This window comes from Roseibium sp., assembly GCF_025698965.1.
Lineage (GTDB): Bacteria > Pseudomonadota > Alphaproteobacteria > Rhizobiales > Stappiaceae > Roseibium.
Genome location: NZ_JAILWL010000013.1, coordinates 1 through 24,965, shown reverse-complemented (window position 1 = coordinate 24,965; position 24,965 = coordinate 1). Strand labels below are relative to the sequence as shown.

The window sequence follows — 24,965 nt, the reverse complement described above, 5'->3', positions numbered from 1 at the left end:
AGTACCCTATATGACCCAGAAAAACTTACCCGAATTACCGCAGCTGATGATTGATGAGGCGGTCGGGGCAGCCCTGCTTGAAGACTGGGGCCGTGCAGGCGACGTGACCAGCCAGGCAACATTGCCCGCTGACGCAAGAGCCAATGCCGTGATTGCCGCACGCAAGCCCGGTGTCTTGTCGGGAACAGGGTTTGCAGAAAGTGCTTTCCGACTGACCGATGCTTCCCTTCGGTTTGACCCGTTGATGAAGGATGGCGACCGGCTTTCACCGGGCGATGTCGTTGCTCGCATTGAAGGCCCGGCACGGGCGCTCCTTTCCGCCGAGCGTGTCGCCCTGAATTTTATCGGTCATTTGTCCGGGATCGCTACGGCAACCTCGCGTTTCGCCGACCTGATCGCGCATACCTCGGCAGATATCGTCTGCACTCGCAAGACGACCCCGGGATTGAGGGCTTTTGAGAAATACGCCGTCAAATGCGGCGGTGGTGCCAACCACCGGTTCGGTCTCGATGACGCAATCCTGATCAAGGACAACCACATTGCAGTCGCTGGCGGCGTCGTTCCGGCCATCGAGGCGGCAAAGGCTTTTGCGGGACATCTTGTGAAAATCGAAGTGGAAGTCGACACCCTCGATCAGCTCAGGGAAGCGCTGACGGCCGGGCCCGATGTGGTCATGCTCGACAATATGCCGCCTGAGATGCTGGAAATGGCTGTCGAGATTGCGGGCGGCAAGGTGTTGCTGGAGGCTTCAGGCGGGATTGAGCTCGACACCGTCAAGGCTGTGGCCGAAGCAGGCGTCGATCTGATCTCTTCCGGCTGGATCACGCATTCGGCCCCCGTCCTGGATCTTGGTCTCGATATCGAGATGCACTGAAGCCTCTCAAGCTGTTGCCGTGACATTGCAACACGCATCGAATCCATGCCGAAAAGACCACTCGGATCCGTCTCGAAGGAAGGTCCATTTTCTCTGGAAAATAGAACCGTTCCTCCGAGACAAGATTATCTTTTGAGATGAAGCAAGGCGCGCGCCTAGCCAACCGCCAGATAGATCCCACCGGAGGCAGTAGCGACGCCCAATGCGCGGATAATCCGGCTCGCCCAGCCCGGATTGTTATGCGCAGCGATATTGGCGCCATGGCCGATCAGCAGGCCCGCCGCGTGAAGCAATGCTGTCGCCAGCACGAAACCGCCTGCATAGGCTATCTCCCCTGCTGTTCCGATTTCACCGCCATGGGCATGGCCATGGCAAATGCCAAATGCTGCGACCAGGGCTGCACACAGACCGAGAGGTAACCGCAGCGCCAGCGCCACAACCACGCCCAGAACCACCACTGACAGAAGAATAAACGGCTCGACATAAGGCAATGGCATACCGGCAAGTGAAAGGAAAAAGCCGGCTACCATTGCGCTGACAAAGGCAGTTGGCAGCATCCAGACCGCCCGTCCACCCAGAAGCGCTGCCCAAAGACCAACGGCAATCATCGCAAGCACGTGGTCAGTGCCGAACAGGGGATGGCTAAAACCGGCGGCAAATGAACCGTGCTCCGCCGGATCCAGGTGAGCAAGTGCGGGAGAAGAAGCAAAGGAGAGTACTATGGCAGCAAGGCCAAGGCGAAATGGCATGAGATGATCCTTCAATTGGTCTTTCCAGTGCCCCGGATTGGGTCGCACCGATCCCGTCGGGTTGGGACGAGAATCACCTATCACCTTATCCAACATCCTGTAAATTGTGCGTATGATTATCAACAACATCGCCGCGGAGTGTTACAGGTGGGCCGAAGAACGTGACGATCCCTGCCGTTGACTACACTGGTTCAGTGTAGAAAAAGTTGTCCCGGTCACCTCGGATCAGACGGGATTTGCCGGGTAGCAAGAAAGGTTTGCATGTAGTGACGGACGCTTCACGCAAAGGAATGGATTGTTCCGAACCGAAGACGAGCTGGGACCCGGATACGGTCGACGTCTGCTTTCTGCTCCTGAATAACTTTTCCCTGCTTTCCTTTGCGTCAGCAATCGAACCGCTGCGTATCGCGAACAAGGTGTTGAAGCGAAAGGCCTTTCACTACCGGTGTTGCACGCTTGACGGACAGGACGCGGTCGCCAGCAACGGCAGTTTCATGCGCGCAGACTGCGCCCTTGGCGATGTGGAGCGAACCGATCTTTTGGCTGTCTGCAGCAGTGATGACGTTGAGCGTATCGAACTGGCGCCGGGACAGAAAGCTCTGATCCGTCAGTTCTCTCAGCGGGTCAGCCGCGTCGCAGGTATTTGCACCGGAGCTTACGTACTTGCCGATCTTGGACTTCTGGACGATCGCAGTTGCACCATCCATTGGGAATACGCTGATCTATTCAGGGAACTGTTCCCCAGAACCGAACTTGTTGACAATCTCATCCAGGCTGATGGCCGTTTCCTGACCTGTGCCGGCGGCACGGCTGCACTTGACCTCATGATCGGGTTCATCGCGGACGTTCACGGTGGGGAGGTGGCAGGCGGTGTAGCGGAAATCGCCCTGCACCACGACATGCGTTCCGGCAACGAATCACAACATACGCTGATGCGTGACGACCTGCAGATGGTGCCGAAAAAGCTGCGAACGTGTATCGAGCTGATGACCGAACACATCAGTGAAACGTTGTCTCTCCAGGAAATTGCGGACCGGTTGGGTGCAAGTCCCCGTCAGTTGCAGCGCGATTTCCAGAAGTACCTGAATTGCTCACCTCACGACTACTACAACAGGATCCGCATTGACATTGCGCGTCAACTGGTCTGCCGCACTTCCATGCGCATAATCGATATCGGCGCTGCCTGTGGTTATTCCAGTGGGTCGCATTTTTCAAAACGCTACCGATCGGCGCATGGAGTCAGCCCGGCACAGGACCGGGAACTCAATGGCAGGACCTGGGAACGCTGACACATTCCACTGGTTGAGGGTTTCGGTTCAAGGACAAGTTCTGCCACGGCACCGGAATGCCATTGTCGTCTATTTTGTGAATGCAAATTCTGGCGATTGGGAAAAACCTGATTGAAGAAATCTTGAACGGTTTCGTCTGACGGATTTTTGCCCTAGCGTCTGAGAACGCAACCTGGAAACGGAGCTGTGGGACAACGCCATGGGCGAACAGAAACATGAGACCGAAACCTCGGATGAGTTTGATCTCGCCAATCGATTGACCCGATTGGCACAGATCCCGATGCTGATCGGTCTGACGATCGGAATGGTCCTGTTCCTGATCACATTCTTTGTCGATCTTTACGATGCAATCTCGACCTACGAGTTTCTCGACCGCAAAAAGACGATCCTCTTGATCCTGAACCTGCTGGACATGGTGTTCATCGCGAATCTGGTGGTGATGGTCGCAAACAACACCTACAACACCTACCGGCTGAAAGCCTCGGCGCAGGGAGAAGGGTATATCAAGGAAAGCGAGCGGGCTTACCGGCGTATGAAGCACCGGATCGTGTCGACGATCATCATCATCTCCTCGATCCACGTCTTGAGCGAGTTACTGGAATTTTCCCAGCTGACCACTTTGCAGGTCGTCGCCCTTTTCGGTTTTCACCTTATCCTGCTGGCAACCTATGTTGTTACGAATGTCTTCCGATCAAGCGACTGAATTCTGGCCGCGGCTGGATCAGTTCCAGCCGCCTGCATAGGTCTTGTAGAAGATGTGCAGACCGACCTGGCCCCGCTTGGCCATGGATTTTGCCCAACGCGGGTTCACATAGGTGGCGTGGTAGTGGGTCGAGGCATCCACCATTTTCGAATACTGCTTGCCATCCAGAACATCCCTGACCAGGCGTTGTGCTGTTTTCCACGCGCCTTTGCTCGAAATGCGGTCCTTGATGCCGTCACATGCAAAGGAAAACTGGCAACGGTTGCGCTTGTGGCGGTTCTGATAGACCACGCCGCAGATGGAATTCGGATAAGCCGGGTTTTTCACCCGGTTGAGAACAACCTGCGCAACGGCAACCTGGCCGTCTTCGCTCTCGCCACGGGCTTCGAAATAAATGGCCTCTGCCAGGCAGCGCTGTTCTTTCTTTTGGCCGACAGAAAGAGGGAGTGGTTTTAGAGCCCACCAGTGTGGATTGTCCGGGTCTTCCGGCGGCGGCAGTTCCTGTTCATATTTCGCCGCTCCGAAAAGTGCGTCGAAAGGTTCCTTGGTCTCCTTGACGCTGTCCGGGGCATAAGCGGAAACAAGCGAGAAACTCGCGGCAGCGGCATTGCGCGCCATCATCACTTTCTGCAAATCGAGCGGTCCGTCCTCCAGGAGCCCGTCCTTACCGGCCTTGGCCAGACGTGTGGTTTCCTTGGAATTGAGCGGATGAGGCTTGACGAAGGCGACACGCGGCAAGTCATTGTGCTTCTTGCCGTTGGAGATCATGCTGGACATGGCATAGACATTGCCCGCCGCCATATCGACCATCTGACGATCCGGAGCCATCGTGATCTTGCGATCCCCCTTGGCGGATTTATTCGTGACAATCGTATTCGGTATCTCGGTCGGTCGGACGCTCTGCACGACATCTTCTAGTCCAACCAGCGGCACGGCTTTAAAGCCCTTGTCGGCAGAGGTCAGTGTCAGGACAGGGCCTTGGTTCGGATCAGGAACCGCAATTGCGCCAAGGGCGAGCTGGGGTGCGATCTTTGAGGTGTAACTGGCAGGCTCGAGCGTCATCATCCAGCGTGGCGTCTCGTGGCGTGAATTGATAAGCGCGAAAATGTCCTGTTCGCCGATCGAGCCTCCGAGGCCCAAATAGATCAACGGACCAGTAGCCAGCACATAGGTAAGCCGGCGCAAACGCGTCCGGATCGGGCGAAAGTCCGGTGTCACTGAAAATGAAAACCGCGTTCCATCGCGGGACATAAGGCCAAACATACGCAGCCGACTCCAACTCGTTACACATCGTCCCATCACGCCAGACGACCTGCGCTTTGGCTGTGTAAACAGCAACGCTAAAATTGAAGATGTCCGCTTAACCTTGAAAGAGCGTTAATAAGCTCAGAATTCACCGAATTTGGCGGTAAATTCTCTATTGCGGGGCCAAGTATGGTTAATAATGCGAAGTAGTTAGGTGAAGTTGCCGCGACGGTACGGTGTCGTTCTGGTTAAAGACAGACCTGATCGGGATTAACAAAAACGGCGCGCGAGTCTGTCGTCAGCGTCCGCCGACCCGCAATCCGGGTGTCGGGCGTTCGTTCATCAGCTGGTGCCGGAAGCGGAACAGGGCCGCCGGGCGTCCCCCGGTGGCCGTGGATGTCGCGCCGGTCGGCTCGACAAGATCGGCGTTTTCCACCAGACGGCGGAAATTCTGTTTGTGCAGGTGCCGCCCCGAAATCGCTTCTACGGAAGTTTGCAGCTCCGTCAGGGTAAAGGCCTCCGGCATCAATTCGAAAATCACCGGCCTGTATTTCAGCTTTCCGCGCAGACGGGTGATCGCTGTTGCCAGGACACGGCGATGGTCAAACCGCATGGAGGCACCAAGATAGGGAAGCGTATCTCGTGCAAGTGCTGCGGGTCTGCCGTCCCGCTTGGCCTCAAATACCAGTCCTGCTTCATAAAGCAGCTCGAAGCGCTCAAGCGCGCGTTCTTCGTCCCAGCTTGTGGCCTCCGTTCCAAAGGCAAGGCGAACGCGTTCCTGGCGGCTGAGTGGCTTCGGTGCCTCTTCCGGTGATGGTGTTTCCTGGGCCCAGGTTTCCAGCGCCGGCAGGATTTCATCATCCAGCAGGGCAGGGCGCCCGTTGCGCCAGTCTTCCCAGGGAAAATAATCGTACCAGGATCGCCAGGCAGAGTTATGCCGGGCGAGCGTATTTTCAGAATCCGACGTCTGCCGCGTCAAAGCCAGATATCCGACCGAAACCACATGCGGCCCTTCATCTCCGGTAACCCTGTGGCGGCCCCGGTCGCCGAATGTATAAAGCTGTTCAATATAGCCAAGCCGAAGGGCCGTCTGGTTTTCCACCCAGGCCCTCAGGCCGATTTCGAAAGTTCTGTGGTGCAGCGGGTCGAAAGGGCCGAATGGCAAGCTATCGAGAGTGACGTCCTGCGGGTCACTGACATGAACGATCTGAGGCATGCCATCGTCAACGGAGACAATCACCGCGTTCAGTCCAATCTCGATACTTGCGTGCCTGTGCGGCATGGGGCCTCCCGTTTGAAACTCACTCAATCGGCATGACGAAAGGCGTGCCTTCAAAAGCATTGGCGCCACGCCCGATACCGCGGATCGCATCAATCATACGTCCGTCGCGGCCAAGCAGTTTGTCTGCCATGGCCACGATGCGGGCATTGGGAGTTGCCGAGGGCGATCTCTCTCTCAAGATCGCCGCGAGCCTGTATTCGTCCATGTCCGGGGTCAGGGAACAGGCCGCGACATAAGCCCCGGCTGTAGACCGGCTGATGCCTGCCCAGCAGTGGATGATCAGCGGCGCCTTCCGGTCCCACGCATTGATGAATTCGAGTAACTCGACAATGTGCTGTTCGCTGGCGGGTGTCAGACCGTCCACCGGGTCGACGATGTCGTTGAAGGCAAGGAAAAGATGATGCTCCGGGTCGATGCCGTCAGGCGTCGGAACAGTCATTTCCGCATTGATGAGCGTAACCAGAGATCTTGCTCCGGTTTCGGTAACCGTTTCAGGCAGTTTCGAGAGTGAACACACGTGCAGCATGGCAGACCATATCATTCGTATCTGCAAGTAAACTAGGGCTATTCGCTCGCAACGTCACCCGTTTGCACGTCGGCTTTTTTGTTTGTTCCCAGCTTCGCGCAGCCGTTCGATTTCGTCGAACCGTTTCATGAACATTTCCTGTGCCTTCGCAACGGGCAAAGGTTCCAGTCCATAACGCAGTTTGCCCGCATTGTTGGTGGGAAAGCCGCGTGGACGACCGAAGATTTTGGCCGCTTCCTCTTCTTCGAAACCGGCCAGCTCAACCGCTTCGAAATAAGCGCAGATGATGTCTGCACGCTTAGCCAGTTTCTTTACATTCTGAGGCAATTCGGCGGGCAGACCGAAGCGTACATGTATCGCTCCCTGCAAACGCGCCTCAACAGCCTTGTAGGCTTCACCGATCACCGCCTTGAAGGGCGATATCATGTCGCCGATGACATATTCCGGCGCATCGTGGAGCAATATCGCCAGGCGCCAGTGCGCAGGCAGATCGGGCTTCAGCTTCAAGGCTACTTCTTCCACGATCAGCGAATGTTCCGCGACAGAGAACGCATGGTTGCCATGGGTCTGTCCGTTCCAGCGGGCGACGCGCGCAAGACCGTGCGCAATGTCGGAGAGCTCGACATCCAGGGGGGAAGGGTCCAGCAGGTTCAGGCGTCTGCCGGATAGCATGCGCTGCCAGGCGCGGGGTGGTTGATCGGTGCGGGCTGACGGCATCTGTTTTGGTTCGACCTTGAAATCTGACGCGGTTTCAGTCGGCGGTGTTCGGCTCCGGCCAGGTAAACTCCACCCAATCAGGCAGGGTGGCCTGGAGTTCCGCATCACCGCATTGAAGTGGGATGCCGTTGTCCTTGGCTTGGCGCACCTTGTCAAGACGAAGGAGGGCAAGGCCGAACGCCTTTCCGTTGACAAGTGTGGAGGAGCCAAGAATGCCGACGGACTTGCCGTCGGCAGTAACCGTCGTTCCCTTTGGAGGCAGCTGACCTGAGCTTTCAACCTTCACGAAGCGCTTTCGTGCGGTGCCTCTGTGATGCACGCGCGAAACGACTTCCTGCCCGACATAACAGCCCTTGCTGAATGACACCCCGCCCAACTGGTCAAGAACCGCGTCGTGCGGAAAAATGTCGGAATAGTCGTAATCCTTCAGACCTTCCGGCACGCCCAATTCGATCCGGTGCTGATCGTAGTCAGCCAAATCCGCGGCCGAAACGCCAAGTTCCGTCAACAGTGCAGAAATTGGACCGACAAACCGTTGACCGAGGGCAGGCAGGCGCGGATCCGTGACGGCAACAATGGCGTTGTCGACGTCGGCCGTCCCATTCCAAAGCGCAACGACACCAACGTCGTCCGGCATCAGTTCCAGATCGACTTTCGACCGAAGCCGGTAAAAGGTCAGCCGTTTGAGGAGATCTGCCGCGGCCTGTGCCGGTGAATCCAGAATATAGGCGTCACTCTGTTTGTAGATCAGAAAGTCAAACAGGATTTTGCCTTGTGGTGTCAGCAGTGCTGCAGATCCCGCTCCGGACTTGTCGATGTCCTCTACGTCTGCCGTCACGAGGTTTTGCAGAAAATGATGAGCCTCGTCGCCGGAAACGCGGATCAGCGAACGGTCTGCCAAAGGCGCAAAGGAGAAAGACGGCACGAAAAGCTCCACGTTGGAGAGGGGACGAATATGATAGTCGCCAAATAGGTTCTTTGTCCCGTGTGGGCAAGGGCGGGAAAATTTAAGCCGTGTCTGGCCCTTTGGTCAGTGGCCGCGTATAAGCCCGGTGAGATTGACCTGCCACTGACCAAACCATTGCCGGAGGAGCCCCATGAGCGCGACCTATGACCTGATCCTGAAAGGCGGAACCGTAGTCAACCAGGATGGCGAGGGACTTCGTGATGTGGCGGTGAAAGACGGGCGCGTTGCCGGGATCGGCTCTTTTGATGCGTCTCAAGCCGGTCAAGTGATCAACTGCACGGGATTGCATGTTCTCCCTGGTGTCATGGACACTCAGGTGCACTTTCGCGAGCCTGGCCTCGATCACAAGGAGGATCTGGAATCAGGTTCGCGCGCTGCGGTCATGGGCGGGGTCACGGCGGTCTTTGAAATGCCGAACACCAATCCACTGACAACGTCTGAATCGGCACTCGCAGACAAGGTGAAGCGTGGGCATCATCGCATGCACTGCGACTTTGCGTTCTGGGTCGGTGGCACGCGTGACAATGTCAAGGACATCCCTGAATTGGAGCGGCTTCCGGCGGCGGCCGGCATCAAGGTTTTCATGGGGTCTTCAACCGGTGACCTTCTGGTTGAGGACGATCAGGGCGTGCGTGAGATCCTCTCCGCAACGCGCCGCCGTGCGGCCTTTCATTCCGAAGACGAGTTCCGTCTGCGCGAGCGTCAAGGCGAACGTGTGGAGGGCGACCCGAGTTCGCATCCGGTCTGGCGCGATGAAATTGCAGCCCTGCAATGCACACAGCGCCTTGTCGGCATTGCTCGTGAAACCGGTGCCAAGATCCACATTCTGCATCTTTCGACCGCAGAAGAAGTCGACTTCCTGATCGACTACAAGGACGTCGCATCGATCGAGGTGACCCCTCATCACCTGACCCTGACGGACGAAGCCTATCACCGTCTCGGGACACTGGTTCAGATGAACCCGCCTGTACGTGCGCCTCGCCATTCGGAACGTTTGTGGTGGGGTCTGCAGCAAGGCATTCTGGATATTTTCGGATCTGACCATGCACCGCATCTGCTGGAGGAAAAGCAGAAGCCTTATCCGGCCTCGCCCTCCGGGATGACCGGTGTTCAGACCCTGGTGCCGATCATGCTGGATCATGTCAATGCCGGTCGCCTGAGTCTGGCGCGTTTCGTAGATATGACCAGCGCCGGACCGGCACGCCTGTTCCAGACCGCGCGCAAGGGGCGGATTGCCGTCGGCTACGATGCCGATTTCACTGTCGTCGACCTCAAGCACATCGAAACGATCTCCAATGACTGGATCGCTTCCAAATGCGGCTGGACGCCTTATGACGGCAAAAAGGTTACCGGCTGGCCGGTGGGAACAGTTGTCAGAGGGCGGCGTGTGATGTGGGAAGGCGAGCTCGCGACACCATCTCTTGGTGAAGCTGTCCTCTTTCAAGATGGCCTGAAGAACTAGGTCGTGTGAGCGGATTGGTTTCAGACGAGCGCGTGTTGCATTTGGGCCGTGAGCAGGAAGGAAGCTCGCGGGACTCAATTGTGCCGCGACCTTCCGGGATTTGAGAAAAGAGTGCCCGTTTCGGCGTTGGTATGACCTCGGGTCCGAAACCTCCCTTAACGAATTCCATTTCGCTGTCGTTCACATGCGGCGGCGGCGGATGAGATGTCTTTAAAGACACCGCGGACACGCGTCCGCAGTGGCGTTAACTGTGAAAAGGATCCAAACAATTTGTGATGTGAGTAACAGCACCTGACTGGGTAAAGTGTGAGTGTTTCAAGGAATGGTAAAAGGAAACCAATGGGTAACCGTGTTTCCTAACCCGATCTACACAGGTCGCTGATAGAGTTTAAGTCGAGCTTTAAGAGTATTGCGTTGGGGAGCTCCGGAATGTTGTCAAATAAGTTTCAAAATCGGAATAAAAGCGTTGGAATACTTGCCGGAATTGCGGGAGCCATGCTTTTTACCGCTTCCACTTTGTCTGGTGCAGTTGCACGGGATACTGCGGCTGAAGTAGGGGCAGAGCCTGCTACGGAACCGCCATTGCACATGCTGGTGTCGCTCAACGAGCAGAACATCAAGGTCTATCGCGGTCTCGATCTGATCGAAACTTCGCCAATCTCTTCAGGAATGCGAGGTCACAGCACGCCCACGGGTGTATTCTCCATTCTGGAAAAACGGCGCAAACATTTTTCCAACCTTTATGACAACGCGCCCATGCCTTTCATGCAGCGACTGACCTGGTCCGGCATTGCACTGCATGTGGGCAGGCTCCCGGGCTATCCTGCTTCACATGGTTGCATCCGGCTGCCGCGCCCCTTCGCCAAGTCTCTCTACAGCATGACCAACCGTGGAATGCATGTGGTCGTGACCCGCGATCCGGCGGAACCGCGATCAGTGCGTCACGATGTTCTGCCACAGCCCTTCGTGCCCGAGACAGCTGTTGCGAGCCTTTCCGGCAAGACGATTGAAGCAGACCCGGTTCTGCGCGGAGCTATCCAGCCGGCAGCCATTCGGGCCGCGCTGCCGGTTACACAGCCGGACAATCCGCATTTCGATCGCCCCTTGCGGATGATCATCACGCCTCAACGGGCACCGAATCCGATGAAGGTGATGCAGCGACTGCTGAACCGGATGGGCTTTGATGCCGGACCGGTTGATGGTGTCGTCGGCCGCAAAACCCGTGCTGCCATCCGTCTTTACCAGGAAGGAGCTGAGCTGCCGGTCACAGGCCGCGTTACCGACGCCCTTGTTGCCAGGGTTCAGGCCGATGCCGGCTATGTGAAACCACGAAATGCAATTTTGCGTGTTCGCCGGAAATTCCATGACATTTATTCCGCTCAGGTCACCGTCAAGGATATCGAGCAGGAAATCGGCACCCATGTCTTTACTGCTCTCGATTTTGAGCAGGGAGACGGAGCGGTTGACTGGATGGCAGTGTCGGCTGAAGGGGAACGCGGAGGCGCGTCGATCGACCTGCTGGACCGCATCGAAATTCCCGAAAAGGCGGCGAAAGAACTTTCCAAAATGCTGACGCCGGGCACCTCGCTGACGGTCACCGACCGGAGCTTCAAACGCAACACCGGTCTGGGTACCGACTTTGTCGTAATCACGCGATAACGCGGCCCGTACAGAAAACGATCCAGAATGCTCCCGCTTCAGCGGGGGCATTTTTTATTGTCCGGGTAAGCTCACAAAACTCCTGGAGCGTCACCAAACTGTCGTCTCTCTGACGTATCGGAAGACTGTTACATCGCGCGGGTGACTCGGGAGACGATAATGACAAAGAGCACGCTCACAGCTTCTAAAAAACGGCTCAGGAATGCTGTTCACCGTTCGGATGCGACATCGCGGGAAGGTGTTCTGGAGCGGCTGTTCACATTCGCATTCAAGGGGCTCGTCTATCCGCAGATCTGGGAAGATCCGGACGTCGACATGAAGGCATTACAGTTGACGCCGCAGTCCCGCATGATTGCTATCGCGTCCGGTGGCTGCAACGTCATGTCCTATCTGACTGCCAATCCGGCAGAGATCACGGCGGTTGATCTGAACCGGGCCCATGTGGCGCTTGGCCGGCTGAAGCTCGCAGCGGCCAGGCACTTTCCCAATTACCAGACGTTCTATCGTTTCTTTGGCGAGGCTGACGAAAAGGCAAATATTGCGGCCTACAACCGCTTCCTGAAAGACAATCTTGATGCAGAAACGAGTGCTTATTGGGAAGGCCGCGATTTCGCCAATTGGGGCCGTAAGCGCATTACTCTGTTTTCGCGCGACCTCTATCAACATGGTCTGCTCGGCTATTGCATCGGAGCCGGACACCTGGTTGCGCGGCTCTACGGCATTGATCCGAAACATATGGTGAAGACAAGGACACTGGAAGAGCAGCGCTCGTTTTTCGACACGGCGCTGGCGCCGCTTTTCGACAAGCGTCTGGTTCGCTGGGCAACATCGAAGAAGATGTCTCTCTATGGTCTGGGCATTCCGCCTGCACAATATGACGCTCTGGTATCGGCAAGTGCCGAAGGCGATATGTCTTCTGTCTTGAGGCAGCGTCTGGAAAAGCTCGCGTGTGATTTTTCCATGCAGGACAACTATTTTGCCTGGCAGGCTTTTGGCCGTGGCTACGCACCTGCTGCAGACGGTTCCACCGGCGAGTCCGGTCCATTGCCACCTTACCTGAAACGCAATCATTTCGAGCAAATCCGTGCACGAGCCGGACGTGTTCGTGTTCTCAATCGAAATTTCACCGAACATCTTCAGAGCGTCGCCGAGGAGACACTGGATGCCTATGTCCTGCTCGACGCTCAGGATTGGATGACTGATCACCAGCTCAACGCTTTGTGGAGCGAGATTACACGGACAGCACGTCCAGGAGCCCGCGTTGTATTCCGAACGGCTGCAGAGCCGACACTGTTGCCGGGCCGGGTGGCGAACCAGATTTTGAACCGCTGGAGCTACAGGGAAGAGGAAAGCCTCGAACTCGGACGTCAGGACCGGTCCTCAATTTACGGTGGCTTCCACCTTTACGTCTTCAACGGTTAAGTGAAGGCGGAGGACACTCAGATGAACGAAGCCGTTGAAACCGCCCGGCTGATGGACACCGTCTATCGCCACCAGCGTCACGTCTACGATCTGACACGTAAATACTACCTGCTGGGTCGGGATCATCTTGTCAAAGAGCTCAAGCCTCCACGTGGCGGAACCGTACTGGAGCTGGGATGTGGCACTGGGCGCAATCTGATCGTTGCTGCCAGACACTATCCCGAAGCCCGCTTCTACGGCCTCGACATTTCCCGGCATATGCTAGAGACAGCAGACAGGAATATCGAAAAGGCGGGATTGAGTTCTCAAATTCAGCTGATCGAAGGCGATGCCGGCAGTCCATCGGCAACAAACGCCCTGGAAGTTTCGGCATTCGATCGGGTGTTTTATTCCTATACGCTCTCAATGATCCCGGTCTGGCGCGAGGCTCTGGCGGCGGGCTGTTCCCGTCTCGCGGAAGGTGGGCGCATCCATGTCGTCGATTTCGGCCAGCAGGGCAGTCTGCCCGGCTGGTTCAAGCGACTTCTGTTTTCGTGGCTGAAGTCCTTTCACGTGACACCGCGTGCCGGCCTGGAAGCGGAACTCAGCAACCTGGCACAGAACTGTGGTGCTGAGCTGAGGTTTCATCGCCTTTATCGCGGCTATTCGGATTATGCCGAACTACGGAAGATGCAGTTTGAAAACAAAGCTAGTTCCGATCACCGCGCATCTTAAGCCAGAACAACGACATTGGCGCCCACATTGACGCGATCATAGAGATCTATGATGTCCTGGTGCCACATGCGAATGCAGCCGCTGGAAGCATTCGTGCCGATGCTGCTTGGCTGGTTGGTGCTGTGAATGCGGTAGAGCGTGTCCTTGTTGCCTTGCCAGAGATAAAGTCCGCGTGCACCGATCGGGTTGCTCGGACCGCCTTCCTGGCCTTCCCGGTACTTTTCCAGACTGGGGTCGCGTTCGATCATTTCGTCGGGTGGGAACCATTTCGGCCATTCCCGTTTGAAGCGGATAACCGCTTCGCCGTTCCAGGCAAATCCCGCCCGGCCGACACCGATGCCATAGCGTATGGCGTATCCGCCGGGCTGGATCAGGTAGAGGAACTTGTTGTTCGGGTCGACGACAATCGTGCCTTCAGGATATGACGTCGGATAATAAACGGTCTGACGAAGATATTGCGGATCAAAACTTTGATATTCAATTGCCGGAAGCGAAAATCCACCATCAACGGTGGGAGCATAGGCAAGAGTGTAATCGGGTGTTCCATCAGACAGGGGACTGAGGCCTGCCTGTATCGTCGAATTCTTTTGGCTTTGGCACGCAGCCACGAGAAATGGAAGTCCGGCAATCAAACTGCGGCGGCTCAAACCCAACGCCATATTCGAGTCCTTTCATCGGAGCATTCGAAACGTCAATTTAAAAATTCTGTTCGGATAACCTTGCGTGAAGCAGTATGGAAAATCCGACAGATTTAAATAATAGCCGAATGAAACACCTTTTCCGGAAATAAAGGCAACACAATTATGGTAAATGGATGTTTAACGAAGCATCGGAATTGGGTGGTTTGGGAAGGTAAGTCTTGAAGAATGCAGTGCCTGTTCGGCGGAAGCAGGATAAGTCTACAGCATTTTGGTCGAGCAATTAATGATGCGCGCAAGCACTCAGTCTTTAGGGTGGAAGTGCGATTGAGGCAGCAGGTTCGTTTCGTCAAAGTGTCCCTGACCGGCAATAACGTTCCCCCGTGGCACCGTCAGGTTTCTTGCAGTGCCGAAGCCTTTCAAGAGGCCTCCTCTGAGATCCGGGTCTGGTTCCTCAAAGGAGCCACCGTCACCGAGAATGCAGCTGTCGACAATTATGTTGCCCAAAAGCTGGGTCCCGTCGCCGAGGGTCGTCTGGCCAAATATGCTTGGATTATTGAGAAACCGACCGCAATCGCCGATGCGGATCTCAGCTCCGGATCTGTTCGCCTTGGCGGTGAAACCGCCATCTCCGAATTGATTGCCGTTGCCAACCGTGACGTTTCCCTCCGATGCAGACATGCTGGTTCCTGAATGGAAGGTGTTGTTGTTGCCGAGTACGATCTGCATGCCCTGCGTGGCTTGCAGAGTGACACCAGGGTAGAAGATGTTGTTCTGGCCGACGGAAATTCCGCTCGATATCAGGGTTGAAAAGGGATCGATCAGCAGATTGTCCTTCAGCAGGTCGAGGGTTTCAGCAATCGTCAGAAAACCGCAGGCTCGACGCGCTGCGTCAATTTTTTCAATATTGGGGTTCATTCAAAGAGCTTCCTGGATGAGGCAGATTTTCTGTCACTTGCAATTGAAGGAATTTCGCGGAAGGACTGACGTGCTGGGTCGATTGAACGCAAGAAAGAAATCGAGCACTGCCTTCGATGCCGATCAGTCGCCGGCGACGAAATAATGAAGCGTTCCGTCGGGGCCAATGCCGACCCGATAGAATGTCCATGCGCCAAACTCCTGCATTTCTGCAAAGTCACCCGCCGTCACGATGCGAAACATCTCCACTTTCTGATCCGGGGTCAGGGCATCCAGCGGATAGCGCGCGAAATAAGGCCAGACATACATTTCCTGAGCTGTTCCGGCATCCACATGCAAAAAACCTGCTTCCAGCGTGTCGGCCAGAATGGCCAGAATTTCGAACCCTTCACCGTCGCCGGAACTGTCTTTCAAAAACTCGATCGGATCACCTATTTCACCGAAGGAAAGCGTTGGTGGCAACTCGTTGCTTTCCAGCACCATTCGGATCCGTTCAAGGTCCCCCGCGAGAGCTGCTTCCCTCAGTTGGGAATGCATGCGGGCTACGGGTTTCGGTAAGACGGACGTGTTGTAGAGCACCTGCGGCGGAGATGCGTCATCTGTATCGGATGCTGTTGCGTCGGACGAAGGCTCCCGGAGCGGGGTCTCGCTTGCCGGCACCTTCAATTCGTTTTCAGGAATCGGTGCGGATTGCGGCGTTTCTTCCGGAGAGATCGGGATCGTTTCGGTCTGGACCGATTTTGCCTGACCCGGTGCAGAAATTAGGCAAGCGAACAGGATTGCCGCCGAAATTGTCCGTCCCATGGCGAATTCCTTCTGGTTCTGCCCGACTGCCCCAGGGGCTTGCCCCTTGCGCCTTTCCTTAAACAATTCGTGCGATGCTGGAAACAGGGACGAGGGGAAAATCTCATTCTTGTCACAAAGTGACCGGCCCGCTATCGAGTATCGCATTGGGCAATAAACGATTCTGAGGGTCTACAGAGAAGGACCGGCTGTGACTTTTTTGGAATATGTGTTGATCGGCTATTTTGTCGGGATCCTCACAACAGCACCAGTCGGGCCGGTGAATGTCATGGCTATCCAGCATGCTGTCCGCGGCGGTTTTCGCCACGGCGTCTTTGTTGGACTTGGCGCGGTTCTGGCAGATACGATTTATGCAACGGCCGCAATTTTCGGCGTTTCCGCCATAACAACATTCATCCAGGACCAGTTCAGCCTTATCGAGATCGTCGGTGGCGCGTTGCTGATCATATTCGGCATAAAAATCTGGAACACCCATCCGCATCTGGAAAAGAACGGCAACGGCACCGAATACCGGTTTATCGGTGATGCAACTGCGGCCTTTTTCATGGCGATCACCAACCCAGGCGCAATTCTGGCTTTCATCGCTATTTTTGGTGCGCTTGGCGAGTTTCGCCCACCGCATGGAGATCACGCAGGTGCGCTGGTCATGATCGTAGGTGTGGCTGCCGGGGCAACGTCATGGTGGATCTTGATATCAGCAACGGTTTCGCATTTCAGATCGCGGATTGACGATCAGTGGCTGGACAGAGCAAACCACATTGCCGGTTTCATACTGGTTGCCTTCGGGGCGTTGATCTATCTGAAGCTGGCACTGGACAAGGTTTGACGGTTCCTGCGGACAGCCGGATATGGTTTGCAACAATTATTGAGGGAAGTGTACGGTCGGGACCGGTCAGATCGTGCGATCACCGGTCACAAGATATCATCAGGCAATGAATCACAAAGGCCGGACGAGCCGGCCTTTTTGTCATATGAGGCCGCGCGTATTACTGAAGAACGCGGTTCACCGTGTAATCACCCTGCAAAATGCGGTTTGGCAGGCCTTCGGCCAGCTTCGCAACAGCATCTTCACCATAGGCTGCCACCAGATCGGCTAGCGCGGTGAACATTGCAGCGTGTGCCACTGCATCAGCATCGACACCGTTGGCTATCGCCTCAGCCCATGCGTCTGAGATGAAGCCGAGAGCGGCACGTCTGATATCTTCGTCTTCGGCAAATTCAGCTTCCATTGCCGCTTCAGCGTAATCGTCGTTAATCATTCGTTCCCTTACCGGTCCTTCCCGAACACTTGGAAACAACCCCAACGTGTTCCTGCCCCGAATCTCATGACTTGATCCTAGCACGGTAAACCGCGCTGATAAGTAACCGTGAACGCAAACTTAACGGCCACCCACAAATTTGATTCAAAAGGTTAACCAACTCGTAACAATTTGAAGAATTTTGCCGAAACTAACGGCCATATCGGCTGGTAACGTCGCTGATAATGGTCTCACCTTCAGTGAGATACTGTCCCATAGCGATACGGGCAGCGTCAGTACACTCCCTGTAAGCAACTGAGAAACCACGATAACCTTGGTTAAATCGTTCAATGAAGCGACGTCGGCGGTTTTCATCGATGGTTTCAGCGTCCAGAAAATCTTCCATTTGGTCGCGCCAGCTGGGACTGTCGATTTCGTTGCATAACGGACGCAGGAAATGAAGGGCACCGAATATTTCAGAAAGGCGCATCAGCTGCTGTTCGTAAGGTGGCGCTTCAATGCCAACCTCCTGTGCGGATACAACCCGTCCCGGCCAGCCAAGAAAAATAGCGGCGAGTAACGTGGCCGGATAAACGACAGATTGCATGCACTTCAGTTTCATGAGCGGATCATGCGCATTCGCCGAGCGCGTCGCAAGCGCTATGGTGTCTTGATCCCAAGAATTGGAAGCTCTGGATGAAATGCATGAACCACAAAGGCGAAAGTGACATCGTGGACAAGAGGCCTTTCATCTCCTTCACCGGTCCTGATTGCTTCAACCGAGCCGATGATCCGTCCTTTCCGGGTTTCGCGTTTATCCAGTATTGACGCCTGTTCACCGGTCCAGCGCAGTTGGACATTGTCGGAGAGCGGAACAGAGTTTTCACGGCGAACATGCTCCAGGGTCACCGCAAAGGTTTGGTCGTCGTCCCGCACGACAACAACTCTTGCCATGGGGTTGATGTCCTCCGGCAGCTCGCCTTGAAAAAGCGGGTAGGGCGCCGTCCGGCTGTCATATCCCGCATATGGATTGGAACCGTAGTTGCGGCGGGGCGGATCCGGGCGGGCGAGCACGTCTGCATTGGGAGAGTTCTTCTTGAAGTCACCGAATGCGACAACTGTGGACGGGATCATTTTCAGATCACGCCCCGCATGGATTCCGACAATTCCCTTACCGGTGAATTGTTGCCACCAGCTCTCGCTTTGACGGTCATACATCACAAGATCGGAATTTCTCAGAAGACCTGTCGTGCCGAAATCGAGAATGTCTCCGTCAAGCCGGCGGTCGAACACGATGGAAGAATTGCACAAGGGGCAATAGGTGACAGAGACAGGAACTTGGCCGATGGTGTCGTTGACGATCTCGTGCCAGATCAGGATCTGCAAAGGGTAAGCCTTGACGACGCCATCCAGTTCCAGCCGGATCACAGGTTCACGGTCCTCCAGCCAGGACACGCTTTCGGCGGTTTCGAATCCAGGATCATCAATGGAGGGAATGCCGTCTTTCGGCGGGCCACCTGAAAAAATCGAATCCAGGCTGACCGTGGTCTTGGAGAAATCGGTTGTGAAGCCTCCGCGTTTCCATTGCTCAGGATCGGCGACCGCTGGAGGTGTGGGCACCAATACCACAAGAACAAAAATCGCGAGACAGTGAAACACTGTCGGTAAGGCTGAGTGTGATTTGCGCATGGCCTGCTTCCCATCCAGTCAGGAACCGAGGCATCGTCCTCCACATTCAGTTGGATTGGGAATCAAACTACTGCAAACCTGTGTGAACCGGTTTGCCTATGAACTATTTCGGCATGTGGCGGCGGATGCGTGCAGGCGTCCCGGGTGTCGTCAGCAGTTTGTCGAGCTCGTCCGGGTGAACCCACTCGATTTCTGCAGCATCGTCACCGGCCTGTGCCACACCCGAGGAGTGCGTCCCGGTGAAAACAGTCAGGATGAAATGTGTGACAACCTTGCCGTTTTCATCGCGCTGAATGGAATCGAAAATCTCGACCGGAGCACCGAGCGTAGCCGTTATGCCGGTTTCTTCGAAGAGTTCTCGCTCAGCGGCCTCGATCAGGGTCTCGCCAATTTCGATCACGCCGCCCGGCAAACTCCAATGATCCTTGAAAGGAGCTCTGCCGCGCTTGACCATCAGCGCGCGTCCGTCCTTATGGCACAGGACACTTACGCTGGCACGAGGGACTGTTGGATAAAATCGCGACATCAGCAGCCACCTGACAAAAGATGGAGTTCTAAGCGAACAGAGCGTCGATTTCCGCCTGTGCACCATCACCTTCATGCTGGGTTGCTTCCGGCTCAACATGGCCGTGAATTACGGCACCGGCAGCAGCAATCAGCGGCTTGATCTCATGCGTCGCCTTATCCGCAATTTCCGCGGCGATCATGGCCGGGTCGGTAGCGGCGCGCAACTGATCCTGTATCTGGCCAACAAGTGCGTTGATTTCGGCAACCTGGGTTTCCAGGTGTTCACGCAGGTGTGATGGTGCAGCGAAATAGGCGAGAATGGCGAGTTGCTTGTCCTTGAAAGTCGAGTTCTCAAAGTGCCCCTCGTAATCGAGCGGTCCCCACTCCAGAACGTCTTCTGCGCAGTCAGGCATGTCCGGAAGCATCTCGAGAAGCATCATTACTTCATTGAAATGATTCAGGTAATCGGTCGCAAGTCCGGTCTGGGCATTGATATTGGCCTGCTCCAGCCTTTCAGCTGCCAGATCTCCGGCACCCAGAACTGGATTCACACATTCCATATCGGCCCCCTGTTATTCGCTTGAGTGCTAAGCTACTTCTTTTTTGTTTCCAATTGCCTAACTTGGGGGCACTTGTTGCGTACCGCGTGTTGGCAGTCGAGATCCGAAACGGAGTTGAAGTAATGTGTGGTCGCCTTGCTCTCACAACACCACCCGATGCGGTTCGGGATTTCTTTGCCTATCTGGACCAACCTAATTTTCCACCTCGATACAACATTGCACCGACGCAACCGATTGCGACGGTTCGATACGAATATGGCAAGCGTCGTTTTCATCTTGTCCGTTGGGGGCTGATACCGTCCTGGGTCAAGGACCCAGCAAGCTTCACGCTATTGATCAACGCGCGGGCGGAGACGGCAGCCGAAAAGCCGTCATTTCGTGCAGCCATGCGCCATCACCGTTGCCTGATACCGGCATCCGGATTTTACGAATGGCGTCGAACCTCCGAAGGAAAGCAACCATTCTGGATACGCCCGGCCGACGGGAACATCATGGCCTTTGGCGGTCTGTGGGACACCTGGTCGGATCCCGATGGTGGCGATATGGATAGCGGGGCTATTCTCACGATCCAGTCGAACCGCATGATGTCTGAAATCCATCACCGGATGCCGGTGATCTTGAAGCCGGATTCGTTTGAAGCATGGCTGGACACTGCCAATGTGGATACGCGTGAAGCCAAGAAGATGCTTCAACCGGTTGAAGATGACTTTCTCGTGGCATCCCCGATTTCCAGCAGGGTGAACAAGGTCGTCAATGATGATGAGGATGTTCAAAGGTCAATCAGCGTGGATGAAATGACAATATCGCCGCGACCGGGTGTCAAACGCGAGGCCGCTGAGCCAAAGACCAAAGATGACAGTCAACTCGATCTGTTCTGACCTGTTGGCCGGCCCGGCGTCTTTCAGATTTACCGTGCATTTGCGGCAGCATCGCTGTAGGGGGAGGGATCTCGGCCAGGATTATGACATGAGCGAACACGATAACCACTCACCCGATGTTGAAGATACGCCAGAAAACGAAGCTTTGGCGGAAGCTTATAACCGTGGACTTGAGCTGCAGAAAGCCGGAGATTTTAAAGGCGCCGAGCAGGCTTTTCGTGAAGCGTTGGTTCTGGATCCATTGGACTCGGGCGGTGTCAGCATTCGTCTGGCGGCCATCGGTGCTGAAAACGCCCCTGAAAAAATGCCGGATGCTTACGTCTCCACCTTGTTCGACCAGCACGCCGATGTCTTTGATGAAATTCTGGTCGATGAACTTGGCTATTGCGTCCCGCTTTTGTTGAGGGACATGATCCAGCGCCTAGAAATCGGGCCATTTTTTCGTGTGCTCGATCTCGGGTGTGGTACCGGGCTCACCGGTATGGCACTGGCGGATTGCACCACACATCGAACCGGTGTCGACTTGTCCGAGCGTATTGTGGAACTTGCCTATGACCGGGAAGTCTATGAGGACCTTTATGTCGGCGAAGCGGTGGAGTTCCTACAGGATTTTGAGGAAGAGGACGGTTCGCGCCCCAATTGGGATCTGATTGCAGCCACCGATGTCTTTCCGTATCTCGGAGCGGTCGAGCCTTTTCTGGCGGGTGCAGTCGGTCGTCTCAACGCAAGAGGTTATCTGGCTTTTTCAACTGAAACACTCGGCAAGTCTGTTTTTCAGGGCAAAGACTACATGGTCGGCCCGAACAATCGTTTCGCCCAAGCAGAATCGTATATTCGTTCGGCATTGGATGCCGCCGGATTTGATATTCTGACGATGGACCCGATAACGGTCAGGCTGGAAGCTGGAGACCCGGTTCCTGGTCATCTTGTGATGGCTCAGTTGCGCTGAAAACGGCGATCTGCTGCTGCGCAACAGCGTTCAATCGGGCAAGGTCCACATTTTGCACTTTTCCTCACAACTCATCACCGTTTTCAGCGCAATCGCGGCCTATAGAACGCGGCGCATTTGAGTCTTGAGGGCGTCGGAAGGCTCGCCGTACATCAATACGGGCTTCGCATCCCTCCTGCTCGCAACTCAAATGCAACACGCGCCGCGCCCGAAACCAATTCGTCCACACGGCCTAGCATACATTCCTTTTATTGCGCTCACTGCTCCGGTCTAGGGAGCTTCAAGTTCAGATGCGGTTCTCCGTCTGAAGTCTTGCTGACAGAAACGCCGTCACGACGAATGACCGAGGTCACCCGACTGCGATGCGCGGAAAAGCTGTCGAAACTCACCACATCGACCGGTTGGTCGAATTGCAATGTCACGCGGAAATGGCCGCTTTGTGCAAGCTTGGAAAGACCTCTGACTTCGCCGGAAAATGGCTGCCGCATGTAGGTCCCGGTAACCCTGTCACCGATTGCGAAGGGCTGCCTTGTTTCGGAAACGGCTGCAGCACAGACTGTGTTCCAGTCGCGGTATCCGTATTGCGCCGACAGAAGTTCAAGCGCCTGACTATGGGAAACGGTCTGTCCGTTGCTTGCCAGCGCGGTCCGCAATCGTCGGGCCTGCGCCTTGAGGTCGGAAACGCTTGGTAGCGTCATGGATTTACCTTTCAAGAAAGGCAGGCGATTATGAATGGGGTCCGCATTGCCATCTGCCTGCACTTGCTTGTGAAGGTAGATCAGAATCGCAAGAAATATCTTGCGTACGGGAATTCACCTTGGCTCATGCCTGCGGACGGCCGGCTCCCGCGAACCGGAATCAGAAATAGGTGGATGGGATCTTCTTGTCAACGCACACGAATAAGCGGCTGGCGCCGGCCAGATGCAACAGTTTTGGTCGAAAGTGCTTCAGGAATGAACCAGCCGCTTGAGCAGATCGATTTCCTGGGCAAGGTCCGCGTCCCGTGTCAGCAGGGCTTCGATCTTGCGAATGGCATGCAGAACAGTTGTGTGGTCCCGGTTGCCAAAGCGACGGCCGATCTCCGGCAGCGACCGACCGGTCACCGCCTTTGCGATATACATTGCTATCTGGCGCGGCCGGACAAGCGTGCGCGCCCGGCAGGACGACAAGAGGTCCGCCTTGGATACGCTGAAGTGCTTGCACACGATCTGCTGAATCTCTTCAACCTTGACGGCGCGCGGCTCTTCATTCTGCACCAGGTCGCGCAGAGTCTTCTTTGCAAATTCCGGTGTGACGGGTTGTCTGGTCAGCTGATTGTGGGCGAACAGGCGGTTAAGAGCGCCTTCAAGATCCCGGATAGAGGACGTGACATGGCGAGCGATATAGTCGGCGACGTCGTTAGGTACGTCAAAGTCGGCATATCGTTGGCGCGCCCGCAAAACGGCCTGCTTCAGGATTTCGTGCCGGAGCGCAAAATCAGCCTTTTGAATGGAGACGACCTGTGAACTCCGCAGGCGCTGCTGTATCTGCTGAGGCAGCGTCGTGAGGTCTTCAGGTGGACGATCCGCGGCGATGATCACTTGAGAAGGACACTCCATCACCATATCCAGCGTTTTGCAGAATTCTTCGTGACCTTGTTTGCCGTGGAGAAACTGAAGGTCGTCAATCAGTAGCAAGTCGATTGACTTCAGCGACTGGTGCAACAGGGGAAAAGCTGCTGTGCGCAACGCCGGCACCAAGTGATACATGAAGAACTCGGCCGACATGTAGGCAGCGCGCCGTCCGGACCTGCGGGCTTCGGATGCGGCGGCCTGAAGCAGATGAGTTTTCCCGATGCCGGCCGACGCGTGGACGTACAGCGATTCCAACCGGTGTTCATGACCTGTCGCAAATTGACGAACAACACGGAAAGCATGGTTGTTCGAGTTGCCGTCACAAAAGGTGTCGAATGTCATTTTGGAGCTCAACGCCGCACCGTTGAGAAAATCCACGGCTGCCTCGTCGCTGATGTCGGCAAGGCACGGAATGTCCACTGCTGTGGGCGAGAGTCCGAAATGGATCGACCTGTTGACTGCCTGCTTGCGGCCGCGTATGCGGCGTGGCGTGATAGGTTGCGGTGGTTGCGTCGGCTGTGGCATCCGCGGGCGCAGGACGCTGCGAACCGTAACCTCAATACGGTCGATGTCCTTCTGCTCACGTTTCCAAAGACCGATGAGTTGTTCGGTATAATTGCGTTGGATCCAGTTTTTCAGGAACACGGTAGGCACTGATAGGCGGACCGCACCACCGGCTGTCTCTTCGTGCTCAACCCTTCCGAACCAGTTGGAGAAAGCATCTTCCCCCAACTCCTTGCATAACTCTTCTTTTACACGCTCCCATTGATCCGAACTGGTCAGGTTCTGAATCTCCATCATGGCCTCCATTTGAGAGAATGCGCGATCAGCGCGTTCCCTCCTGTGCACTATCATTCAGCTGCGACTTGCCGCCTGTGTCGCTGCCTGCTTTGCCGGTTCGAAGTTTTCCGCAAGACCTCCTGACCGGATGGCTTATTAACGCCTGTGCAACAAGATTAACCTTTTGCTAACCATGTTTTCAAATGGCTTGTTTTTATAAGCCGATAGACGAACGACGTTTCGTTGCTTGTAATCAACGGAATTTGCCTGGGTATCATTGCGCTGAATGGTACCGGTGGCGCACTGTCGGCGAGAACTCGAAAAACTCGCGAAAGAGTTGTCTTTCCTTGGTTTTTTGCGGTTTTAAAACGGCAAAAAGCTTCGAAAAAAGCACTGATTGGAATTTGGTTTCAATACATGTTCGGGCGCGCAAAAAAACAGCCGCCTGGTTGATTTGGCGGCTGCTTTTCAATGTGCAAATCTGAAGCCCGTGTCAGAGAATGCGCCCGGGATTAAGCAGATCCTTGGGATCAAAGGCAGTTTTGATTCGCTGCATAAGGTCCAGTTCGATCCTGGATTTGACATCCTTGAGCAGCTCACGCTTGAGACGGCCGATGCCGTGTTCGGCTGAAATACTGCCGCCGAAATCATGAACGATACCGTGAACGATTGCGTTCATTTCATCCCATTTGGCGAGATAGTCTTCCTTGTCTGCACCGACCGGCTGGCTGACGTTGAAGTGAATGTTGCCGTCACCGATATGGCCGAAGGGCACCGGCCGG

At 55.4% G+C, this 24,965-nt stretch carries 28 protein-coding genes; 11 read left to right on the top strand and 17 right to left on the bottom strand.

Going from position 1 to position 24,965, the window contains the following annotated elements:
- Window positions 1–10 precede the first annotated feature (10 nt).
- Window positions 11–874 carry a carboxylating nicotinate-nucleotide diphosphorylase gene (gene nadC, locus K5905_RS02265; protein ID WP_297579847.1) on the top strand — a complete coding sequence of 288 codons (864 nt, stop codon included), beginning with the start codon at window positions 11–13 and terminating at the stop codon, window positions 872–874.
- A 155-nt stretch (window positions 875–1,029) separates the two neighbouring features.
- Here nadC and K5905_RS02260 read toward each other — a convergent pair whose 3' ends face one another.
- Window positions 1,030–1,623, bottom strand: coding sequence for a HupE/UreJ family protein (locus K5905_RS02260; RefSeq protein ID WP_297579844.1), 594 nt, complete (start codon window positions 1,621–1,623; stop codon window positions 1,030–1,032).
- A gap of 266 nt (window positions 1,624–1,889) precedes the next feature.
- Between K5905_RS02260 and K5905_RS02255 the strand changes: the two genes are divergently transcribed.
- Together K5905_RS02255 and K5905_RS02250 are read left to right on the top strand one after the other, a co-directional pair.
- Window positions 1,890–2,912, top strand: coding sequence for a GlxA family transcriptional regulator (locus tag K5905_RS02255; protein WP_297579841.1), 1,023 nt, complete (start codon window positions 1,890–1,892; stop codon window positions 2,910–2,912).
- 199 nt (window positions 2,913–3,111) lie between these two features.
- Window positions 3,112–3,615, top strand: coding sequence for a YqhA family protein (locus K5905_RS02250; RefSeq protein WP_297579838.1), 504 nt, complete (start codon window positions 3,112–3,114; stop codon window positions 3,613–3,615).
- An 18-nt stretch (window positions 3,616–3,633) separates the two neighbouring features.
- Here K5905_RS02250 and K5905_RS02245 read toward each other — a convergent pair whose 3' ends face one another.
- From K5905_RS02245 to K5905_RS02225, 5 genes are all read right to left on the bottom strand, one after another.
- A complete protein-coding gene (locus K5905_RS02245) occupies window positions 3,634–4,878 on the bottom strand; it encodes a cell wall hydrolase (protein ID WP_297579835.1) in 1,245 nt (414 codons plus the stop codon).
- A 280-nt stretch (window positions 4,879–5,158) separates the two neighbouring features.
- A complete protein-coding gene (locus K5905_RS02240) occupies window positions 5,159–6,142 on the bottom strand; it encodes an NAD regulator (RefSeq protein WP_297579832.1) in 984 nt (327 codons plus the stop codon).
- A gap of 19 nt (window positions 6,143–6,161) precedes the next feature.
- Window positions 6,162–6,668 (bottom strand): tyrosine phosphatase family protein, encoded by a 507-nt coding sequence (locus K5905_RS02235; protein ID WP_297579864.1) that lies wholly within the window; start codon window positions 6,666–6,668, stop codon window positions 6,162–6,164.
- A 54-nt stretch (window positions 6,669–6,722) separates the two neighbouring features.
- Entirely contained in the window at window positions 6,723–7,385 is a 663-nt protein-coding gene (locus K5905_RS02230) for an HD family hydrolase (protein WP_297579829.1), read from the bottom strand.
- Window positions 7,386–7,419: 34 nt separating this feature from the next.
- Window positions 7,420–8,310, bottom strand: coding sequence for a folate-binding protein YgfZ (locus tag K5905_RS02225; RefSeq protein ID WP_297579826.1), 891 nt, complete (start codon window positions 8,308–8,310; stop codon window positions 7,420–7,422).
- A gap of 172 nt (window positions 8,311–8,482) precedes the next feature.
- Here K5905_RS02225 and K5905_RS02220 point away from each other — a divergent pair, with 172 nt between their 5' ends.
- From K5905_RS02220 to K5905_RS02205, 4 genes are all read left to right on the top strand, one after another.
- Window positions 8,483–9,814, top strand: coding sequence for a dihydroorotase (locus tag K5905_RS02220; RefSeq protein ID WP_297579823.1), 1,332 nt, complete (start codon window positions 8,483–8,485; stop codon window positions 9,812–9,814).
- 429 nt (window positions 9,815–10,243) lie between these two features.
- On the top strand, window positions 10,244–11,473 hold the full coding sequence (locus tag K5905_RS02215) for a L,D-transpeptidase family protein (protein WP_297579820.1): 1,230 nt from the start codon (window positions 10,244–10,246) through the stop codon (window positions 11,471–11,473).
- Between the two features lie 159 nt (window positions 11,474–11,632).
- Window positions 11,633–12,895, top strand: a complete 1,263-nt coding sequence (locus K5905_RS02210; protein ID WP_297579817.1) for a DUF3419 family protein — start codon at window positions 11,633–11,635, stop codon at window positions 12,893–12,895.
- Window positions 12,896–12,916: 21 nt separating this feature from the next.
- Window positions 12,917–13,609 carry a class I SAM-dependent methyltransferase gene (locus tag K5905_RS02205; protein ID WP_297579815.1) on the top strand — a complete coding sequence of 231 codons (693 nt, stop codon included), beginning with the start codon at window positions 12,917–12,919 and terminating at the stop codon, window positions 13,607–13,609.
- Here K5905_RS02205 and K5905_RS02200 read toward each other — a convergent pair.
- From K5905_RS02200 to K5905_RS02190, 3 genes are all read right to left on the bottom strand, one after another.
- Window positions 13,606–14,268 carry a L,D-transpeptidase gene (locus tag K5905_RS02200; protein ID WP_297579811.1) on the bottom strand — a complete coding sequence of 221 codons (663 nt, stop codon included), beginning with the start codon at window positions 14,266–14,268 and terminating at the stop codon, window positions 13,606–13,608. The genes K5905_RS02205 and K5905_RS02200 overlap by 4 nt on opposite strands.
- Window positions 14,269–14,550: 282 nt before the next feature.
- Window positions 14,551–15,165 carry an AraC family transcriptional regulator gene (locus K5905_RS02195; RefSeq protein WP_297579809.1) on the bottom strand — a complete coding sequence of 205 codons (615 nt, stop codon included), beginning with the start codon at window positions 15,163–15,165 and terminating at the stop codon, window positions 14,551–14,553.
- Window positions 15,166–15,288: 123 nt separating this feature from the next.
- Complete coding sequence (locus K5905_RS02190) at window positions 15,289–15,969, bottom strand: hypothetical protein (protein ID WP_297579806.1); 681 nt, start codon at window positions 15,967–15,969, stop codon at window positions 15,289–15,291.
- Window positions 15,970–16,159: 190 nt separating this feature from the next.
- On the opposite strand from K5905_RS02190, the gene K5905_RS02185 reads away from it, so the two are divergent.
- Window positions 16,160–16,795 carry a LysE family translocator gene (locus tag K5905_RS02185; RefSeq protein ID WP_297579803.1) on the top strand — a complete coding sequence of 212 codons (636 nt, stop codon included), beginning with the start codon at window positions 16,160–16,162 and terminating at the stop codon, window positions 16,793–16,795.
- A 160-nt stretch (window positions 16,796–16,955) separates the two neighbouring features.
- On the opposite strand, the gene K5905_RS02180 is transcribed toward K5905_RS02185, so the two are convergent.
- From K5905_RS02180 to K5905_RS02160, 5 genes are all read right to left on the bottom strand, one after another.
- Window positions 16,956–17,228, bottom strand: coding sequence for a hypothetical protein (locus K5905_RS02180; RefSeq protein WP_297579801.1), 273 nt, complete (start codon window positions 17,226–17,228; stop codon window positions 16,956–16,958).
- A 190-nt stretch (window positions 17,229–17,418) separates the two neighbouring features.
- Window positions 17,419–17,829 (bottom strand): TIGR02301 family protein, encoded by a 411-nt coding sequence (locus K5905_RS02175; protein ID WP_297579800.1) that lies wholly within the window; start codon window positions 17,827–17,829, stop codon window positions 17,419–17,421.
- 38 nt (window positions 17,830–17,867) lie between these two features.
- On the bottom strand, window positions 17,868–18,896 hold the full coding sequence (locus K5905_RS02170) for a DUF3179 domain-containing protein (RefSeq protein ID WP_297579798.1): 1,029 nt from the start codon (window positions 18,894–18,896) through the stop codon (window positions 17,868–17,870).
- A 103-nt stretch (window positions 18,897–18,999) separates the two neighbouring features.
- Complete coding sequence (locus K5905_RS02165; protein WP_297579796.1) at window positions 19,000–19,422, bottom strand: NUDIX hydrolase; 423 nt, start codon at window positions 19,420–19,422, stop codon at window positions 19,000–19,002.
- A 28-nt stretch (window positions 19,423–19,450) separates the two neighbouring features.
- Entirely contained in the window at window positions 19,451–19,963 is a 513-nt protein-coding gene (locus K5905_RS02160) for a hypothetical protein (protein WP_297579795.1), read from the bottom strand.
- 122 nt (window positions 19,964–20,085) lie between these two features.
- Between K5905_RS02160 and K5905_RS02155 the strand changes: the two genes are divergently transcribed.
- Both K5905_RS02155 and K5905_RS02150 read left to right on the top strand, forming a co-directional pair.
- Window positions 20,086–20,841, top strand: coding sequence for an SOS response-associated peptidase (locus K5905_RS02155; RefSeq protein ID WP_297579791.1), 756 nt, complete (start codon window positions 20,086–20,088; stop codon window positions 20,839–20,841).
- A gap of 88 nt (window positions 20,842–20,929) precedes the next feature.
- Window positions 20,930–21,790 carry a methyltransferase gene (locus K5905_RS02150; protein WP_297579788.1) on the top strand — a complete coding sequence of 287 codons (861 nt, stop codon included), beginning with the start codon at window positions 20,930–20,932 and terminating at the stop codon, window positions 21,788–21,790.
- Window positions 21,791–22,047: 257 nt separating this feature from the next.
- On the opposite strand, the gene K5905_RS02145 is transcribed toward K5905_RS02150, so the two are convergent.
- On the bottom strand, window positions 22,048–22,488 hold the full coding sequence (locus K5905_RS02145; protein ID WP_297579785.1) for a glyoxalase superfamily protein: 441 nt from the start codon (window positions 22,486–22,488) through the stop codon (window positions 22,048–22,050).
- 249 nt (window positions 22,489–22,737) lie between these two features.
- The gene (gene dnaA, locus K5905_RS02140; RefSeq protein ID WP_297579783.1) at window positions 22,738–24,201 is read right to left on the bottom strand and encodes a chromosomal replication initiator protein DnaA; all 1,464 of its coding nucleotides are present in this window, start codon (window positions 24,199–24,201) and stop codon (window positions 22,738–22,740) included.
- A gap of 225 nt (window positions 24,202–24,426) precedes the next feature.
- Between dnaA and K5905_RS02135 the strand changes: the two genes are divergently transcribed.
- Window positions 24,427–24,636, top strand: a complete 210-nt coding sequence (locus K5905_RS02135; RefSeq protein WP_297579780.1) for a hypothetical protein — start codon at window positions 24,427–24,429, stop codon at window positions 24,634–24,636.
- A 40-nt stretch (window positions 24,637–24,676) separates the two neighbouring features.
- Here the strand turns inward: K5905_RS02135 and K5905_RS02130 are convergent.
- Window positions 24,677–24,965: FAD-linked oxidase C-terminal domain-containing protein (locus K5905_RS02130; protein WP_297579777.1), on the bottom strand; the 289-nt coding region annotated here is incomplete at its 5' end.

Bases quoted from the DNA above. Each gene is read 5' to 3' on its own strand.
- K5905_RS02210 (WP_297579817.1), top strand. From the start codon at position 11,633: ATGACAAAGAGCACGCTCACAGCTTCTAAAAAACGGCTCAGGAATGCT.
- K5905_RS02230 (WP_297579829.1), bottom strand. From the start codon at position 7,385: ATGCCGTCAGCCCGCACCGATCAACCACCCCGCGCCTGGCAGCGCATG.
- K5905_RS02155 (WP_297579791.1), top strand. From the start codon at position 20,086: ATGTGTGGTCGCCTTGCTCTCACAACACCACCCGATGCGGTTCGGGAT.
- K5905_RS02245 (WP_297579835.1), bottom strand. From the start codon at position 4,878: ATGTTTGGCCTTATGTCCCGCGATGGAACGCGGTTTTCATTTTCAGTG.
- K5905_RS02235 (WP_297579864.1), bottom strand. From the start codon at position 6,668: ATGCTGCACGTGTGTTCACTCTCGAAACTGCCTGAAACGGTTACCGAA.
- K5905_RS02220 (WP_297579823.1), top strand. From the start codon at position 8,483: ATGAGCGCGACCTATGACCTGATCCTGAAAGGCGGAACCGTAGTCAAC.
- nadC (WP_297579847.1), top strand. From the start codon at position 11: ATGACCCAGAAAAACTTACCCGAATTACCGCAGCTGATGATTGATGAG.
- K5905_RS02205 (WP_297579815.1), top strand. From the start codon at position 12,917: ATGAACGAAGCCGTTGAAACCGCCCGGCTGATGGACACCGTCTATCGC.
- K5905_RS02160 (WP_297579795.1), bottom strand. From the start codon at position 19,963: ATGGAATGTGTGAATCCAGTTCTGGGTGCCGGAGATCTGGCAGCTGAA.
- K5905_RS02250 (WP_297579838.1), top strand. From the start codon at position 3,112: ATGGGCGAACAGAAACATGAGACCGAAACCTCGGATGAGTTTGATCTC.
- K5905_RS02260 (WP_297579844.1), bottom strand. From the start codon at position 1,623: ATGCCATTTCGCCTTGGCCTTGCTGCCATAGTACTCTCCTTTGCTTCT.
- K5905_RS02190 (WP_297579806.1), bottom strand. From the start codon at position 15,969: ATGGGACGGACAATTTCGGCGGCAATCCTGTTCGCTTGCCTAATTTCT.
- K5905_RS02195 (WP_297579809.1), bottom strand. From the start codon at position 15,165: ATGAACCCCAATATTGAAAAAATTGACGCAGCGCGTCGAGCCTGCGGT.
- K5905_RS02180 (WP_297579801.1), bottom strand. From the start codon at position 17,228: ATGATTAACGACGATTACGCTGAAGCGGCAATGGAAGCTGAATTTGCC.
- K5905_RS02215 (WP_297579820.1), top strand. From the start codon at position 10,244: ATGTTGTCAAATAAGTTTCAAAATCGGAATAAAAGCGTTGGAATACTT.
- K5905_RS02150 (WP_297579788.1), top strand. From the start codon at position 20,930: ATGAGCGAACACGATAACCACTCACCCGATGTTGAAGATACGCCAGAA.
- K5905_RS02165 (WP_297579796.1), bottom strand. From the start codon at position 19,422: ATGTCGCGATTTTATCCAACAGTCCCTCGTGCCAGCGTAAGTGTCCTG.
- dnaA (WP_297579783.1), bottom strand. From the start codon at position 24,201: ATGGAGATTCAGAACCTGACCAGTTCGGATCAATGGGAGCGTGTAAAA.
- K5905_RS02240 (WP_297579832.1), bottom strand. From the start codon at position 6,142: ATGCCGCACAGGCACGCAAGTATCGAGATTGGACTGAACGCGGTGATT.
- K5905_RS02175 (WP_297579800.1), bottom strand. From the start codon at position 17,829: ATGAAACTGAAGTGCATGCAATCTGTCGTTTATCCGGCCACGTTACTC.
- K5905_RS02170 (WP_297579798.1), bottom strand. From the start codon at position 18,896: ATGCGCAAATCACACTCAGCCTTACCGACAGTGTTTCACTGTCTCGCG.
- K5905_RS02200 (WP_297579811.1), bottom strand. From the start codon at position 14,268: ATGGCGTTGGGTTTGAGCCGCCGCAGTTTGATTGCCGGACTTCCATTT.
- K5905_RS02145 (WP_297579785.1), bottom strand. From the start codon at position 22,488: ATGACGCTACCAAGCGTTTCCGACCTCAAGGCGCAGGCCCGACGATTG.